Below are 14,455 nucleotides of genomic sequence, written 5' to 3'. Positions count from 1 at the left end.
AAAAAAACAGCCTCCTAATTCAAGTTGACAGCAAGGAATAGCCCTTCCTATCAAAAAAACTTTCTCCCAATGCTATCAGAAAATAGGTAAAAATAAAACGAATATGCTTGGTCATTCCCTCACATATCCGTTTCTTATTTCAATTCCTTATTCACTCAACCAAGCAGCAGGATCTTTTCGCCACTCTTGTAACAGGGCAACATCAGACTCTTGAATAGCACCCGTTTCTAAAGCCGACTCGATCAACGCTGTATAGTTTGTCAAAGTCACATAGGATAGACCTGCTTGGTCAAAATTCTCTTGGACTTGAGGCAGCTCGTAAGTAAAGATCGCAGCGACGCCTAATACGTCGGCTCCTTCTCTTTTGGCTGCTTCACAAGCTTCTAAGACACTGCCACCTGTTGACAATAAATCTTCAATGACGACCATTTTTTGATTTGGCTGAATACGACCTTCAATTTGATTGCCTTTGCCATGTTCTTTTGCTTTGCTGCGAATATAAACCATTGGCAAATCTAACAATTCAGCGACCCAAGCAGCATGGGGAATCCCGGCTGTTGCGGTCCCTGCAATCACTTCTGCTTCGGGATAAGTCGTTTTGATGACTGCAGCTAAGCCTTTCGCAATGGCGCGACGTACATGAGGATAACTCATAGTGATTCGATTGTCGCAGTAAATAGGGCTTTTGATGCCGCTTGCCCAAGTAAATGGTTCATTCGGTCGTAAAAAAATCGCCTCGATGTCTAAAAGATCTTTGGCAATTTGATTGGATTGTTCTTTCATTGGCTAGCTTCCTTCCATTCTTGTTTTATTTGCAGATAACTTTCATACGGTGTCTTAGACTGGGTGATTGGACGTCCCACAACGATCATGGTAGCCCCCGCATTGCGAGCTTGTGCAGGTGTCATGATCCGTTTTTGATCGCCAACTTCACTGCCAGCTGGTCGGATACCAGGCGTCAAGCGTATGAAGGCATCGGTTGTTCTTTGCTTGATCTGTTTTGCTTCGTGTGCGGAGCAAACAACACCGTCTAATCCAGCTTTTTGGGCACAAGTGGCGTAATGGATAACACTTTCTTGCAGTGACGTCATGATCTGCTGATCATGATGCATTTGTGCCTCACTAGTGGAGGTCAATTGGGTAACTGCAATCAAATCAGGGACTTTGTGTCCTGCGGGGGTTCCTTGTTGCAGACCTTTTTTAGCAGCAGTCATCATTTCAATCCCGCCGGCTGCATGAACATTCGTCAAAGCAACACCTAAAGAAGCTAAGCGCTCCATTGCTCGTCCAACAGTATTAGGGATATCATGTAATTTTAAATCTAAAAAAATATCATGGCCAAAGGATTTCAACCAAGTGACGATCGCTGGTCCTTCTTGGTAGAAAATCTCCATTCCAACTTTTACAAATAATTTTTCTTCCACAGGAAATTGCGCTAAAAATGTTTCAATAGCCTGTTTGTTGGGGAAATCTAAGGCAATAATTGGTCGTTCACTCATCACACGTGCTCCTCTCTCACTTCTTTTATCAACTGTTCCAAAGAAGTGATCCCTAATTCTGCCATTCGGATAGGCAATTCTTCAATCAATTTTGGGCAAATGTAAGGATCGGTAAAGTTTGCGGTTCCTACTGCAACTGCACTTACACCTGCCAGATACATTTCAAGTACATCATCCACCGACATCACGCCCCCCATGCCAATAATTGGTAATTGAGAAACTTGCGCCACTTGTTTGATCAGGCGGATCGCCACTGGTTTGATTGATGGACCAGACAAGCCCCCGGTTTGGTTGGCTAAAATCGGTTTTCGTGTTTTTAAATCGATCCGCATGCCCAAAAGCGTATTGATCATCGTAAACCCGTCGGCGCCGCCTACTTCGATCGCTTTCGCAATTGGGACAATATCCGTCACATTCGGCGAAAGTTTGACATAGATCGGCACTTGCGAGACTTTTTTGACCGCTTCAGTCAATGCACCAGCAACCGCAGGATCGGTTCCGAAAGTGATACCGCCATGTTTGACGTTAGGGCAAGAGATATTCAATTCGATCGCTTTGACATTTTCTGCCTGACTGATTTCCTGACACACAAGAACGTAATCTTCGACGGTCGAACCAGCAACGTTTGCAATGATCGGTAACTCTGGATGTTTTTGAGCTAAGTCCGGCAATATTTGATTCATGACCGTTTCTAACCCAGGATTTTGCAACCCGATGGCATTTAACATACCACTAGGCGTTTCCGCTACCCTTGGGGTTGGATTGCCGAAACGTGGTTCAGGTGTGGTCGCTTTGATCATCACCGCACCTAATTGACTGATGTCATAATATTTATCATATTCTGCACCAAACCCAAAACAGCCGCTGGCTGGCATGATCGGATTTTTTAGACTCAATCCGGGTAGCTCGACGTTGATCGACATTAAATGACCACCTTTCTCGCCTGAAATACAGGCCCTTCGTCACAAACTTTGACACTTTTGGTACCTTGTTCGTCATCTTTCGTATGGCAAACACAGGCATAACAGGCACCCATCCCGCAAGCCATTCGCGCTTCCATGGATAATTGAACATCTGAAAGGTCTTCGAAAAGCTGGGCGGTGGTTTTTAAAAGACCGTTATTTCCGCAGGCAAAGACTGCCGCAGGTGTTTGCTCTGCAGCTAATAACAGGTTGCCAACATTTCCTTGTAAACCAGCGCTGCCATCATCGGTAGCGATCCTCGTATCTCCCAGTGCGCGAAATTCCTCTTCATAATACATGACGTCTTTGCTGGCAAAGCCCAAAAAGTGAATGACGTGGATCCCTTGTTGCGTCAGACGTTTCGATAGTTCGTAGAGCGGCGGTACACCGATACCGCCACCTACGATAAATGCAGTGTCCCCTTGGTTTAAATGATGATAGCGAAACCCATTTCCTAAAGGCCCCATCACATCGATTGGATCCCCAACGGTCATTTCTGAAAAAATTCGTGTGCCATCTCCTTCGACCCGGTAAATGATTCGGCATTCTTTTTTCTCAGCATCGATATGATTGATACTGATCGGTCGGCGAAGAAGAAAGGCATTTTGAGGAACCCGCAGGTGCAGAAACTGCCCTGGGGTCCTCATCTCATTGACTAATTCACCAGTCAATGTCATTTCAAAAATCCGTGGTGCCAGTTGACGCTGTTTGCTGATGGTCATGATTTCTTGCTTCATCAAAAAACTCCTTTATCTGCGTTAAATTGCTTTTGTTGAAAAACTGCGGGATTCCATCACTTTTAGAATTGCATCCGCTGTATCAAGAGAAGTAAAGGTCGGTACACCATGCTCCACTGCTTCTCGGCGAATGATAAATCCGTCTTCCGTTGCATTTTGGCGATCTTTGTCCATGGTATTGACTACTACTTGGGTCGTTCCTTTACGGATCAAATCAACAACCGTTTCTTCTGCTTGTTGATCAGAGATTTTAGCAACTCGTGTCACTTGCAGGCCTTTTTCTTCAAAGTAATCAGCGGTTCCATTGGTAGCCATTAAGGTGAAGCCGACCTCTACGAAACGCGCCGCCAGTGCTGCTGCCTCTTCTTTGCTTTCGTCTGCAACGGTGAAAAGTGCTTTTCCAAATTCAGGAATATGCAGGCCTGATGCCTCAAAAGCTTTATAAAGTGCTTTTGCCAAATCTTTATCTGATCCCATTACTTCACCCGTTGATTTCATTTCAGGGCCTAAGTAAGTATCGACTTTTAAAAGTTTTGTAAAGGAGAAGACAGGTGCTTTGATGTGTACTTCATTTGGTGTTGGAGCAAGTCCGTCTTGATAACCTAACGCTGTGATCTCTTCCCCGAGAATCGCCTTCGTGGCAATTTGTGCCATTGGGATCTCTGTTACCTTGCTTAAAAATGGCACGGTTCGGCTAGCACGAGGATTTACTTCAATGACATACACTTTGTTCTCATGGATGACAAATTGGATATTCATCATACCGATACAATTTAAACCTAATGCCAAGCGTTTGGTATATTCTTCGATCGTAGCAATTAGTTCATCCGAAAGATTTTGCGGTGGATAGACCGCCATTGAATCTCCTGAATGGACCCCTGCACGCTCGATATGTTCCATGATTCCAGGAATCAAAACAGTTTTGCCGTCACAGATAGCATCGACTTCACATTCTTTACCAACCAAGTAACGATCGACCAAGACAGGATGTTCTGGTGATGCTTTCACTGCATGACGCATATAATCTTCTAAATCGGCTTGGTTTTCCACGATTTCCATCGCACGTCCCCCTAAGACATAACTTGGGCGGACTAAAACAGGATAGCCGATTTTTTGTGCGATGGCGATCGCTTCTTGTTCGTTCGTCGCCGTGTCGCCTGGTGGTTGCGGAATATCTAATGCTTGTAATGCTTGCTCAAAGAGATCGCGGTTTTCGGCACGATCAAGATCTTCAATGCTGGTGCCTAGGATTTTGACTCCGGCTTTCACCAAAGGTTCGGCTAAATTGATCGCCGTTTGCCCGCCAAATTGGACGATGACCCCAATTGGCTGTTCCAAATCGATCACATGCAAGACATCTTCTAAGGTCAACGGTTCAAAATACAGCTTGTCGGAGATAGAAAAATCAGTCGAAACCGTTTCAGGATTACTGTTCATGATGATCGCTTCATAGCCAGCAGCTTGGATCGCTTTCACCGAGTGCACTGTTGCATAGTCGAACTCCACCCCTTGTCCGATTCGGATCGGTCCAGAACCTAGGACAAGAACAGATTCTTTTTCACTGCGCTTGCTTTCATTCTCAAACTCATAGGTGCTGTAGAAATAAGGTGTTGCTGATTCAAATTCTGCGGCACATGTATCCACCATTTTGTAGACTGGCAAAATCTTTTGCTCATGGCGCAGCGTGCGGATCTCAGCTTCCGTGGTTTCCCACAGCTCAGCGATCTTTTTATCCGTAAAGCCGTTTTGCTTGGCTTTTTTCAAAACATCAAGGGATTGTGGATCGTTTGCTAATGCTTGTTCGATCTCAAAGATGTGAAGCATTTTATCTAAGAAGAATAAATCGATTTTCGTCATTTCATTCAAATCTTCGATAGTATACCCTCTTCGGATGGCTTCCATGACGTAGAACAGGCGATCATCTTGCGCCTTGATGACCTTCTCCATCAGATCATTGTCAGAAAGAGCTTCTAGTTCTTTCATTTCGATATGATGTGTGCCGATTTCCAATGAACGAACAGCTTTCAGTAATGACTCTTCAATATTACGACCAATGGCCATCACTTCTCCAGTTGCTTTCATTTGTGTTCCTAATCGACGTTCCCCCGTTTCAAACTTGTCAAACGGCCAGCGAGGAATTTTTGCCACAACATAGTCAAGGGCGGGTTCAAATTCTGCATAGGTGGTTTCTGTGACTGGATTTTTCATTTCATCCAATGTTAAACCGACGGCAATTTTCGCTGCCAGTTTGGCAATTGGATAACCTGTTGCTTTACTTGCTAGTGCAGAGGAACGAGAAACCCTCGGATTTACTTCAATCACATAGTAATTAAAGCTATGTGGATCAAGTGCCAACTGAACATTACAACCACCTTCTATTTTTAATGCGCGAATAATTTTTAATGACGCATCTCGCAACATTTGGTATTCATGGTCTGACAGTGTTTGACTAGGGGCAAAGACGATGGAATCGCCGGTGTGGATGCCGACTGGATCGAAGTTTTCCATATTACAAACAACGATCGCGTTGTCTGCAGAATCCCGCATCACTTCATATTCGATCTCTTTAAACCCTGCAATACTACGTTCAATCAAGCATTGGGTCACGGGCGAGAGCTTCAAGCCGTTTTCAGCGATTTGGCGCAGCTCTTCTTCATTGTTACACATGCCACCGCCCGTTCCTCCTAGCGTAAATGCTGGACGAACAATGATTGGAAAGCCGATTTTTTTCGCAAATTCAACTGCTGCTTCCACCGTTGATACGATTTCGGATTCTGGGATCGGTTGATCCAATTCTTCCATTAATTGTTTGAATAAATCTCGATCTTCTGCCTGATCGATTGCCGCTAATTTGGTTCCTAGCAACTCAATTCCTAATTCATCCAAAATACCTGAGTTGGCTAATTCCATCGCCATATTCAAGCCCGTTTGTCCGCCTAATGTCGGTAAAATTGCATCAGGCTGTTCTTTACGTAAAATCCGTGAGACAAACTCAAATGTGATTGGTTCAATGTAGACTTTGTCAGCAATTTCTTTGTCCGTCATGATCGTTGCGGGATTCGAATTGACTAACACCACTTCGTAGCCTTCTTCTCGTAAAGCTAAACAAGCTTGTGTACCGGCATAATCAAATTCTGCCGCTTGTCCTATAATAATCGGTCCAGAACCGATTACCATGATTTTCTTGATATCTGTACGTTTTGGCATATTAGTTCTGCTCCTTCCATGCATCGATCATCTCTAAAAATTCGTCAAATAAGTGGACCGCATCATGCGGGCCCGGTGCCGCATCTGGGTGGTATTGGACACTGAATGCTGGGTAGCGGCGATGACGAACCCCTTCGATCGTGCCATCGTTCACTTCGACGTGTGTCACCATTAGTTTTTCAGGATCGATGGATGCTTCATCCACAGCAAAGCCATGGTTTTGTGAGGTAAAATCGATCCGACCAGTGGCGATCTCTCTTACCGGATGGTTCAATCCGCGGTGACCGAACTTCATTTTATAGGTATCTGCCCCATTCGCTAATGAGAAGAGCTGATGGCCTAAACAAATCCCGAAGATCGGTACCTTTCCTTGAATCCCTTGTATCATTTTAATTGCTTCTGGCAAGCTTTTAGGATCACCCGGTCCATTTGTCAGCATTACACCATCTGGTGCGAGGTCTAAAATTTCTTGCGCTGTCGTATTGTATGGCAAAATCGTTAAATTGCAGTTGCGGCGTGACAACTCCCGTAAAATACTGTGCTTCAAGCCGAAGTCGATGACCACGATATTGCGACCCGTTCCAGGACTTGGATAAGGTTTTGAGGTAGAAACTTGTGCCACTTGATTGGTTGGTAAAACCGCCGCTTTTAATTGATCAAAGGCATGGTCAAAGACATCTCCTGCATCAACGATACTCGCTTTCATGGTCCCATGTTGACGGATCTTTCTTGTCAGCGCGCGTGTATCGATTCCTGCGATCCCTGGAATATTTTTGCGTTTTAAAAATTCATCTAACGTCAGCTGTTTCCGCCAATTGCTCGCTAGACGCGCGTGTTCTTTCACAACGACCCCTTTACAAGTCGGTGAAATTGATTCGTAGTCGTCTCGGTTGACGCCGTAATTTCCAACCATCGGATACGTAAACGTAATGATTTGTCCGTTAAAGCTTTGATCCGTAATGGCTTCTTGATAGCCCGTCATGCTGGTGGTAAAAACAATCTCACCAAAAACATTGATACTGGCACCAAAGCCTTCGCCTTCAAAGTATGTTCCATCTTCTAAAATAAGCCAACGTTTCATATTATTGCCCACCTTTTTGCCATACTAATTTTCCATTTACAAATGTATAACTTGTATCCCCATATAACGTCCATCCACCGAAAGGCGTATTGACTCCTTTTGATAGAAATTGCTTAGGATCCACGTTATAAGCTGATTCTAAGTCAAAAATCGCGAGATCGGCTTTGTCTCCGACCATCATCGTTCCGGCGCTTAGACCAAAGATTGATGCTGGTTTCACGGTCATCCAATCCACTAGTTGCTGCAAGGTAAAGCGTCCTATTTTGACAAAATGAGTGTACAACAATTGGAAGGCATATTCTGATCCGACGATGCCAAATGGTGCTTTTAAAAAGCTTTTCATTTTTTCTTCATAGCCATGTGGGGCATGATCCGTCGCGATACAATCGATCGTGCCATCCAGCAGACCTTCGATCAACGCTTCACGGTCTTCTTGCCCACGTAACGGTGGGTTCATTTTCCAAAAGCCTTCATCGGCAGGAATATCTTCATCGATTAGAAGCAAATGATGAGGAGAAACTTCAGCTGTCACATGGATACCAGCTTTTTTGGCATCTCGGATCACTCGAACACTTTCTTTGGTCGAGACATGGCAGACATGGTAATGAGCACCTGTTGCTTCCGCCAAAAGTACATCACGAGCGATTTGAGAAGCTTCCGTTACACTCAAGATCCCCGGTAGTCCAAGTTCTTCTGCTTTTTTACCAGCATGCATCACGCCGCCAAAGAGTAAGGAGTCATCTTCTGTATGGGCAACCAAGGCCAAGTCATTTTCGGCTGCTTGCTTCATGGCCAGATACATTGTGCCAGCAGTCTGAACACCCACGCCATCGTTCGTCAAGGCGAAAGCGCCAGCAGCTTTCATTCCAGCTGCATCCGTCAACGTTTCACTGCGTAAGTTTTCTGTGATCGGGGCGTATTGTAAGACATTGATTGACGCATCTGCGTTGATTTTTTCGTAAACAGCTGTTAATTTTTCCGGTGTATCGGGAACTGGGTCAAGGTTTGGCATTGCGCAAACTGTCGTGAACCCACCGCGAGCTGCTGCGATGCTGCCCGTTTCAATTGTTTCTTTGTACTCAAAGCCTGGTTCTCTGAAGTGTACATGAACATCCACTAAACCTGGCGTGATCAATTGCTCTTTGGCATCGATGACTTCGTCAAAATCTGTTTCGGGAAATGCTGTACCGATCCCGCGAATGATTCCTTCTTCGATCCAAATTGCTGCAGGAACACAGTGATTGTCTTTTTTGATGATTTTACCGTTTTTAATGAGTGTTTTCATGTAAACTTCCTCCTCTAATTCTTTCCTTTTTGCCTGTTAGGCCTTACCGTTCAACACCGCTTCAAGAATCGCCATTCGAACAAAGACGCCATTGGACATCTGTGTGATGATTCGTGAGCGTAAGCTTTCAACTAAGGCATCAGCCAATTCCACATCGCGATTGACCGGCGCTGGGTGCATTATGATCGCATGCTCTTTCATTCTTGCGGCCCGTTCGACGGTCAACCCGTGATTTTTTAAGTATTCTTCTTTGGAAAAGCTTTCCGTTCCATCATGGCGCTCGTGCTGGACACGAAGCATCATCATAACATCGACTTCTGCAACCAATTCGTCTAATGGTAGCCAATGACCGTATACTTCAAATTCTTCGTCATACCATTCCTTTGGACCTGAGAAGAAGACTTTCGCTCCGAGACGCTTCAACATTTGCATGTTTGATTTTGCGACCCGTGAGTGGGTGATATCACCTACGATTGCGACTTTCAAGTCGTCAAAATGCCCAAACTCTTCATAGATCGTCATCAAATCTAGCAAGCATTGCGTTGGGTGTTGGCCGCTGCCGTCCCCGCCATTGATGATACTGCACTGGATCGTTTTGCTTTGGATCAAAGCGTCGTAGTAATTTTCATCGCCGTGGCGAATGACCGCAACGTCTACACCTAAAGCTGACATCGTCAAGACCGTGTCATACAAGGTCTCGCCTTTTTGAACAGAGCTGGTGGAGGCTTCAAATTCGATGACTTCGATCCCTAGTTTTTTCTCAGCAACATCGAAGCTTTTGTGGGTTCTGGTACTGTTCTCAAAAAAGAGATTTGTTGCGAAATATTGTTCTTTTTGGGGCATCCATTTCGCCCCTCTTTTGAATTCTTGTCCTCTGCGGATGAGTCCCATCACTTCACGGTCCGTCAATGCTTCTACCGTCAAAAGATGCTTTAAGCTGATTCTTTCGGATTGAATAATCATGAATGAATTCCTCCTTTGATTCTGTTTAAACGATGAGTTGGCACAAGTTATTTTTCTTCGCTGCGAGAGCTGTCAGGTAAAATAAGATTCAAGAAGATTCCTAGGACAGTTGCTAACGCCATTGCGGATAATGTGAAGGTACCGACCGTGAATACAAGACCGCCGATTCCTACCACAAGGATCACTGACGCAATGATCAAATTCTTCTTACGATCAAAATCGATTTTGTTGTCGATCAAAATTTTCAACCCGCTGGCAGCGATGACACCAAAGAGCAGGAAGCTGATCCCTGAGATGACTGGACCAGGAATACTTAAGATCAATGCGCTTAGTTTTCCAACGAAGCCTAGTACGATGGCTAGAACTGCTGCACCACCGATGACGAACACACTGTGGACCCGTGTAATTGCTAAAACCCCAATGTTTTCTCCGTAACTTGTCACTGGGGGGCCCCCAACGAGACCGGCTGCAATTTGAGCAAACCCATCGCCCAATAGTGTTCGGTTCAAGCCTGGCTCTTCAAAAAAGTTCCGCTTCGTTAATTTGTTCAAGACCATCAGATGACCGATGTGTTCGGTCATGGTAACAAAAGCGATCGGCGCCATCGTAGTGATTGCATTCAGATACAGTTTTGGTTCATAGTTAATGAAGGGAATCTCGAAGCTTGGCATGCCAAACCAGTTGGCGTCAATGATGGGCTGCACATCGACGATCCCCGCTGCTAAGGCGATCAAGTATCCGCCCACGATCCCCAGAAGGATCGGGATCAATCCTAAAAACCCTCGCAGAAACATATTGAAGAAAATCGTTAATCCTAAGGTAGCCAAAGCTACCAGAATGTACTTGAAATCGTAGACTGAGTCATTGTACATTGCATTCTGGGCGGCGTTAGCGGCTAACCCTAATCCAATCACCATAATCACAGGACCGACAATGATCGGTGGTAAAATTTTATCCAACCAAGCTGCACCGGCACGTTTAATGATCATCGAAACGATCACGTAAACCAACCCAGTCGTGATGGCGCCTTGTGCGATAGCTGGGTAGCCATCAGATTTCATCAGCATCTGCATCGCTGCGATAAACGCAAAGCTGCTGCCTAGATACGCAGGAATCTTCCCTTTCGTTGTGACCAAGTAAACCAATGTTCCAATACCTGAACTAACTAAAGCGATGCTGGGGTTGATCCCAACGAGGATCGGAACCAATACTGTTGCCCCAAACATCGTGAAAAGATGTTGTAAGCTTAGACCTAACCAAGGCAGTGCTTTGGGCCGATCTTTGATGTCTAAAACTGCGTCTGGATTACGAAATTCTTGCTTCTGCATGTTGCTGTCACTCTTCTTCCTAGTCGTTTTCTTTATTGATCATGATCCGGTCAGAACCATCTGATTCTTCCATCTCCACGATAATTTCTTCACTTAAAGCAGTTGGAATATTTTTCCCAACGAAATCTGCCCGAATCGGCAGTTCACGATGACCGCGGTCAACTAGAACGGCGAGTGAGATTCGCTTTGGTCGACCAATATCCATGATGGCATCCAAAGCTGCCCGAATCGTCCGTCCTGTAAACAAGACATCATCGATCAAGATGACTTCTTTGCCATCAATGGCAGTCGGGATGTCTGATGAATGGATCTCTGGATCATCTTCTGCCTTTTTGTCATCTCGGTACAAGGTGATGTCCAATTCACCGACAGGTACTTCTACGCCTTCTAGTTGTTTTAAACGTTCTGCTATTCGTTGAGCGATATAGATGCCTCTTGTCTTGATTCCTACCAGCACCAAGTTATCAATGCCGCGATTTCTTTCAATAATTTCATAGGTGATCCGCGTTAACGCTCGTTTCATTGTTACTGCATCTACTACTTCTTTCGCTGCCATATGTTATTCCCTCCTAATTTTGAACATAAAAAAACTCCTACCTGCTTGAGGTAGGAGTCATGTTTTCCGATCGTTGCCTAAAATCCCATTCTGTGGATTTTGGGTACACGTTATCATCTAGTAAGGGTTCGAATCTCCAACGCGGGAGTCGTCTGCTTACTCATTCCTTCTTAGCCTCACGGGACTACATTTAAAGGAGCTATTTAGTTGTTACAATTACTATACAGTTCTCACACAAAAAAATCAATCATTTTTTCGCAATTTTTTTAACGTGTCCGCGAACAGCTCTGGTAATGGGGCTTCAAAGACCATTGACTCACCCGTAGCGGGATGTGCGAAACCTAAAAGCTTGGCGTGTAAAAACTGGCCGTTGCCTTTTAAGGTACGCTTTGGTCCGTAGATTGGGTCACCGGCTAACGGGAACCCGATATATTGCATATGCACTCTAATTTGGTGGGTTCTTCCAGTTTCCAATTGCAATTCCACCAAGGTAAATTGATCAAAGCGTTCCAACACGGTGAAATGAGTCACTGCGGGTTTGCCATTCTCGATCACGGCTTGCATTTTCCGATTGACTTTCGAGCGGCCGATCGGTGCATTGATCGTGCCTTTTTCGTGGCTGATATTGCCATGGACCAATGCCACATACTTGCGTAACGAGGTTTTGTCTTTCAATTGTTTCGCTAACGACTCATGCGCCTGATCATTTTTGGCAATCATTAACAGACCCGACGTATCTTTGTCGATTCGATGAACGATTCCTGGCCGAACAACATCATTGATCGTGGATAAATCATCCATATGGTACAATAACGCATTGACCAAGGTGCCATTTGGATGCCCAGCGGATGGATGAACCACCATCCCTTGCGGCTTGTTGATGACTGCCACATCAGCATCTTGATAGACGATCGTCAAAGGAATATTTTCTGGCTCTAAATCTACTACTTCCGGCTCTGGCACTTGGATGACCAAGTGATCGCCTGCTTTTACTTTATAATTAGCCCGAACCGTTTCACCTTCTAAAGTAACGGCATCTTCTTTCAGCCATTGTTGAACTTGTGAACGGCTATGGTCAGGCAAGCGTTCAGCCAACACTTTGTCGACCCGCCCTTTTTCTTCTTTAATGATTACTTCAATTTGCTTTTCCATTTGATTCTCCTTGTTTCCCTTTTGCTTCGTCATCTACCAGTGCATAAATAAAAATCAAGATTACCCCAAACACTAATGACATATCAGCGATATTGAAAATTGGGAAATTGATAAAATCAAGCTGGAACATGTCCACCACAAAGCCATGCTGCAAGCGATCGATGAAGTTTCCGATAGCGCCACCTAGCACAAATGCCAGTCCGAAGCGAAACCACAAACTGCTTTTTTGGTAACGAAACAATAGGTAAACAACGACGGCAACCGCGATAACGGTGATGATCGCAAAAAAAGTGATTTTTCCTTCTAGAATACTCCAAGCTGCACCGGTATTCTGAAGATAGGTCAGGGACAACACATTGTCGATCAGAGAATGTGTTTCACCTAGTTGATAATTGGCAACGATCCAAATTTTCAGCCATTGATCCAAGCCAATGACAACAGCACTTAACAAAAAAAACAACGCGATCATAAATTTTCCACTCTTTCTTCTTTAAAAATATCTCGTGGACGGATGATGCCCAAGAGATTTCCATTCGGATTTTTATCCTTGGTGATCAAAACCGCCTCAAGCAGGGCATTTTTTTGAAACAATTCTTCCACTTCTACGATGGTCGTTTCAGCCGACACGAAACAATAATTTGATCGTTTCCCATCTCCTGCTAATAATTCATCTGCCGTTCTGCCTGTCAACTTGATTTCACCATGGAGGCTTTCTTTCGCTAACCAGTATCCCAGCATCCGCAAAGTGATCAAGCCCAAAAATCGACCATTATCATAGATCGGAAATTGTGAATAGCGCTTTTGGGCAACGATTTTCAATAACTCTGGTAATGGCAGGTGCTTTTCAAAACCAGTCACTCGTTTCGCAAAACGCGGCATGACTTTTTCAGGTGCCAGTAAAGAGCGTTCAATTTCTTGAATGCGATTGACGACCCATTCATTCGGTTCAGCAATGACAAAGTTTTCTCCGATTTTTTCATGTACGATGGCATTGCGCAGCTGAGCCATTTGTAATAGATCATCTTCTGCTCTTCTGACATTGATATTTTTGCTTTTTGACAAGCGACGAACCATTTCAGAAAAACCCATATTCCGTGGATTATCCAATTCGTCACGAAGCCGCTTTTCGATTCGATTAAAACTACTCAAAAATTGATCTGCACCACTAGCCATGAGGAACCTCCTTGATAAGATACGCTTTTTTCAAATAAATCAAAACAAAGACAAAATATGCCACCAAATACACCCCGACAAAAAGCAACGAGTAAAGGGAGATAGAGAATAAGCCCAATACCCCCATCATGAGAAAAAGGCTTAAATAAAAGCCGATATATAATCTTTTAAGCGTAGGATTCATCACGATCTCCAGCTTGAGCGCTGATTGGCCTTGTGGTAGCTGAAAAGGCTGACTTTCTAAAAAAAACATGCGCACACGAATCGGTGTCTGCTCAGCTAACTCTAAAAAAATCGTTTGCTGATGATTGATGGCAGCGATTCTTTTTTTTCCTTGCATGACCTCTAAGGGACTGCCCATTCCATAAAAACCAGTCCTCCTAGTTAGTTGTAGCTCCATTGACAAAGATCACCTCAATTGGTTAAGTATACTTGATTATCAAAAGAAAGAAAATAGACTTTTGCTTGCTTCCTTGATTATTATAACAAGAATCCCTACTTTTATCTTCCAT

Annotated in this window: 14 protein-coding genes; all 14 read right to left on the bottom strand. The window is 44.3% G+C overall.

All coding sequences use genetic code 11. From position 1 onward, the window contains the following. Positions 1–147: 147 nt before the first annotated feature. Positions 148–783, bottom strand: coding sequence for an orotate phosphoribosyltransferase (gene pyrE, locus A5877_RS00270; RefSeq protein ID WP_005226111.1), 636 nt, complete (start codon positions 781–783; stop codon positions 148–150). Next, positions 780–1,499 carry an orotidine-5'-phosphate decarboxylase gene (pyrF, locus tag A5877_RS00265; RefSeq protein WP_005235979.1) on the bottom strand — a complete coding sequence of 240 codons (720 nt, stop codon included), beginning with the start codon at positions 1,497–1,499 and terminating at the stop codon, positions 780–782. Before pyrF ends, pyrE begins: the two co-directional genes overlap by 4 nt. After that, positions 1,499–2,422: a dihydroorotate dehydrogenase gene (locus A5877_RS00260; RefSeq protein ID WP_086316119.1), complete on the bottom strand. Its 924-nt coding sequence runs from the start codon at positions 2,420–2,422 to the stop codon at positions 1,499–1,501. The genes pyrF and A5877_RS00260 overlap by 1 nt, the downstream gene beginning before the upstream one ends. Beyond that, positions 2,422–3,198: a dihydroorotate dehydrogenase electron transfer subunit gene (locus A5877_RS00255; protein WP_008379873.1), complete on the bottom strand. Its 777-nt coding sequence runs from the start codon at positions 3,196–3,198 to the stop codon at positions 2,422–2,424. The genes A5877_RS00260 and A5877_RS00255 overlap by 1 nt, the downstream gene beginning before the upstream one ends. Positions 3,199–3,219: 21 nt before the next feature. After that, a complete protein-coding gene (gene carB / locus A5877_RS00250) occupies positions 3,220–6,405 on the bottom strand; it encodes a carbamoyl-phosphate synthase large subunit (RefSeq protein WP_086316118.1) in 3,186 nt (1,061 codons plus the stop codon). A 1-nt stretch (position 6,406) separates the two neighbouring features. After that, positions 6,407–7,486 (bottom strand): carbamoyl phosphate synthase small subunit, encoded by a 1,080-nt coding sequence (locus A5877_RS00245; protein ID WP_005235984.1) that lies wholly within the window; start codon positions 7,484–7,486, stop codon positions 6,407–6,409. A gap of 1 nt (position 7,487) precedes the next feature. After that, a complete protein-coding gene (locus A5877_RS00240; RefSeq protein WP_086316117.1) occupies positions 7,488–8,771 on the bottom strand; it encodes a dihydroorotase in 1,284 nt (427 codons plus the stop codon). A gap of 36 nt (positions 8,772–8,807) precedes the next feature. Next, positions 8,808–9,734, bottom strand: a complete 927-nt coding sequence (locus A5877_RS00235) for an aspartate carbamoyltransferase catalytic subunit (protein ID WP_005235988.1) — start codon at positions 9,732–9,734, stop codon at positions 8,808–8,810. A gap of 47 nt (positions 9,735–9,781) precedes the next feature. Continuing rightward, entirely contained in the window at positions 9,782–11,062 is a 1,281-nt protein-coding gene (locus A5877_RS00230; RefSeq protein WP_005235990.1) for a solute carrier family 23 protein, read from the bottom strand. 19 nt (positions 11,063–11,081) lie between these two features. After that, a complete protein-coding gene (pyrR, locus tag A5877_RS00225) occupies positions 11,082–11,618 on the bottom strand; it encodes a bifunctional pyr operon transcriptional regulator/uracil phosphoribosyltransferase PyrR (protein WP_005235992.1) in 537 nt (178 codons plus the stop codon). A 243-nt stretch (positions 11,619–11,861) separates the two neighbouring features. After that, positions 11,862–12,770, bottom strand: coding sequence for an RluA family pseudouridine synthase (locus A5877_RS00220; protein WP_061054170.1), 909 nt, complete (start codon positions 12,768–12,770; stop codon positions 11,862–11,864). After that, the gene (gene lspA, locus A5877_RS00215; protein WP_005226122.1) at positions 12,754–13,239 is read right to left on the bottom strand and encodes a signal peptidase II; all 486 of its coding nucleotides are present in this window, start codon (positions 13,237–13,239) and stop codon (positions 12,754–12,756) included. The genes A5877_RS00220 and lspA overlap by 17 nt, the downstream gene beginning before the upstream one ends. After that, a complete protein-coding gene (locus A5877_RS00210; protein WP_005235996.1) occupies positions 13,236–13,943 on the bottom strand; it encodes a CBS domain-containing protein in 708 nt (235 codons plus the stop codon). The genes lspA and A5877_RS00210 overlap by 4 nt, the downstream gene beginning before the upstream one ends. Continuing rightward, on the bottom strand, positions 13,936–14,343 hold the full coding sequence (locus A5877_RS00205; RefSeq protein ID WP_005235998.1) for a hypothetical protein: 408 nt from the start codon (positions 14,341–14,343) through the stop codon (positions 13,936–13,938). The genes A5877_RS00210 and A5877_RS00205 overlap by 8 nt, the downstream gene beginning before the upstream one ends. Positions 14,344–14,455 lie beyond the last annotated feature (112 nt).

This window comes from Enterococcus sp. 3C7_DIV0644, from assembly GCF_002141235.1.
Lineage (GTDB): Bacteria > Bacillota > Bacilli > Lactobacillales > Enterococcaceae > Enterococcus_D > Enterococcus_D entomosocium.
The sequence above is the reverse complement of the archived record's forward strand: the minus strand, read 5'-3'. Positions and strand labels throughout refer to the sequence as shown.

Excerpts from the sequence above, each read along its gene's own strand:
- A5877_RS00220 (WP_061054170.1), bottom strand. The coding sequence starts at position 12,770 with ATGGAAAAGCAAATTGAAGTAATCATTAAAGAAGAAAAAGGGCGGGTC.
- A5877_RS00210 (WP_005235996.1), bottom strand. The coding sequence starts at position 13,943 with ATGGCTAGTGGTGCAGATCAATTTTTGAGTAGTTTTAATCGAATCGAA.
- A5877_RS00260 (WP_086316119.1), bottom strand. The coding sequence starts at position 2,422 with ATGTCGATCAACGTCGAGCTACCCGGATTGAGTCTAAAAAATCCGATC.
- A5877_RS00205 (WP_005235998.1), bottom strand. The coding sequence starts at position 14,343 with ATGGAGCTACAACTAACTAGGAGGACTGGTTTTTATGGAATGGGCAGT.
- A5877_RS00240 (WP_086316117.1), bottom strand. The coding sequence starts at position 8,771 with ATGAAAACACTCATTAAAAACGGTAAAATCATCAAAAAAGACAATCAC.
- pyrF (WP_005235979.1), bottom strand. The coding sequence starts at position 1,499 with ATGAGTGAACGACCAATTATTGCCTTAGATTTCCCCAACAAACAGGCT.
- A5877_RS00235 (WP_005235988.1), bottom strand. The coding sequence starts at position 9,734 with ATGATTATTCAATCCGAAAGAATCAGCTTAAAGCATCTTTTGACGGTA.
- carB (WP_086316118.1), bottom strand. The coding sequence starts at position 6,405 with ATGCCAAAACGTACAGATATCAAGAAAATCATGGTAATCGGTTCTGGA.
- pyrR (WP_005235992.1), bottom strand. The coding sequence starts at position 11,618 with ATGGCAGCGAAAGAAGTAGTAGATGCAGTAACAATGAAACGAGCGTTA.
- A5877_RS00255 (WP_008379873.1), bottom strand. The coding sequence starts at position 3,198 with ATGAAGCAAGAAATCATGACCATCAGCAAACAGCGTCAACTGGCACCA.
- A5877_RS00245 (WP_005235984.1), bottom strand. The coding sequence starts at position 7,486 with ATGAAACGTTGGCTTATTTTAGAAGATGGAACATACTTTGAAGGCGAA.
- A5877_RS00230 (WP_005235990.1), bottom strand. The coding sequence starts at position 11,062 with ATGCAGAAGCAAGAATTTCGTAATCCAGACGCAGTTTTAGACATCAAA.
- lspA (WP_005226122.1), bottom strand. The coding sequence starts at position 13,239 with ATGATCGCGTTGTTTTTTTTGTTAAGTGCTGTTGTCATTGGCTTGGAT.
- pyrE (WP_005226111.1), bottom strand. The coding sequence starts at position 783 with ATGAAAGAACAATCCAATCAAATTGCCAAAGATCTTTTAGACATCGAG.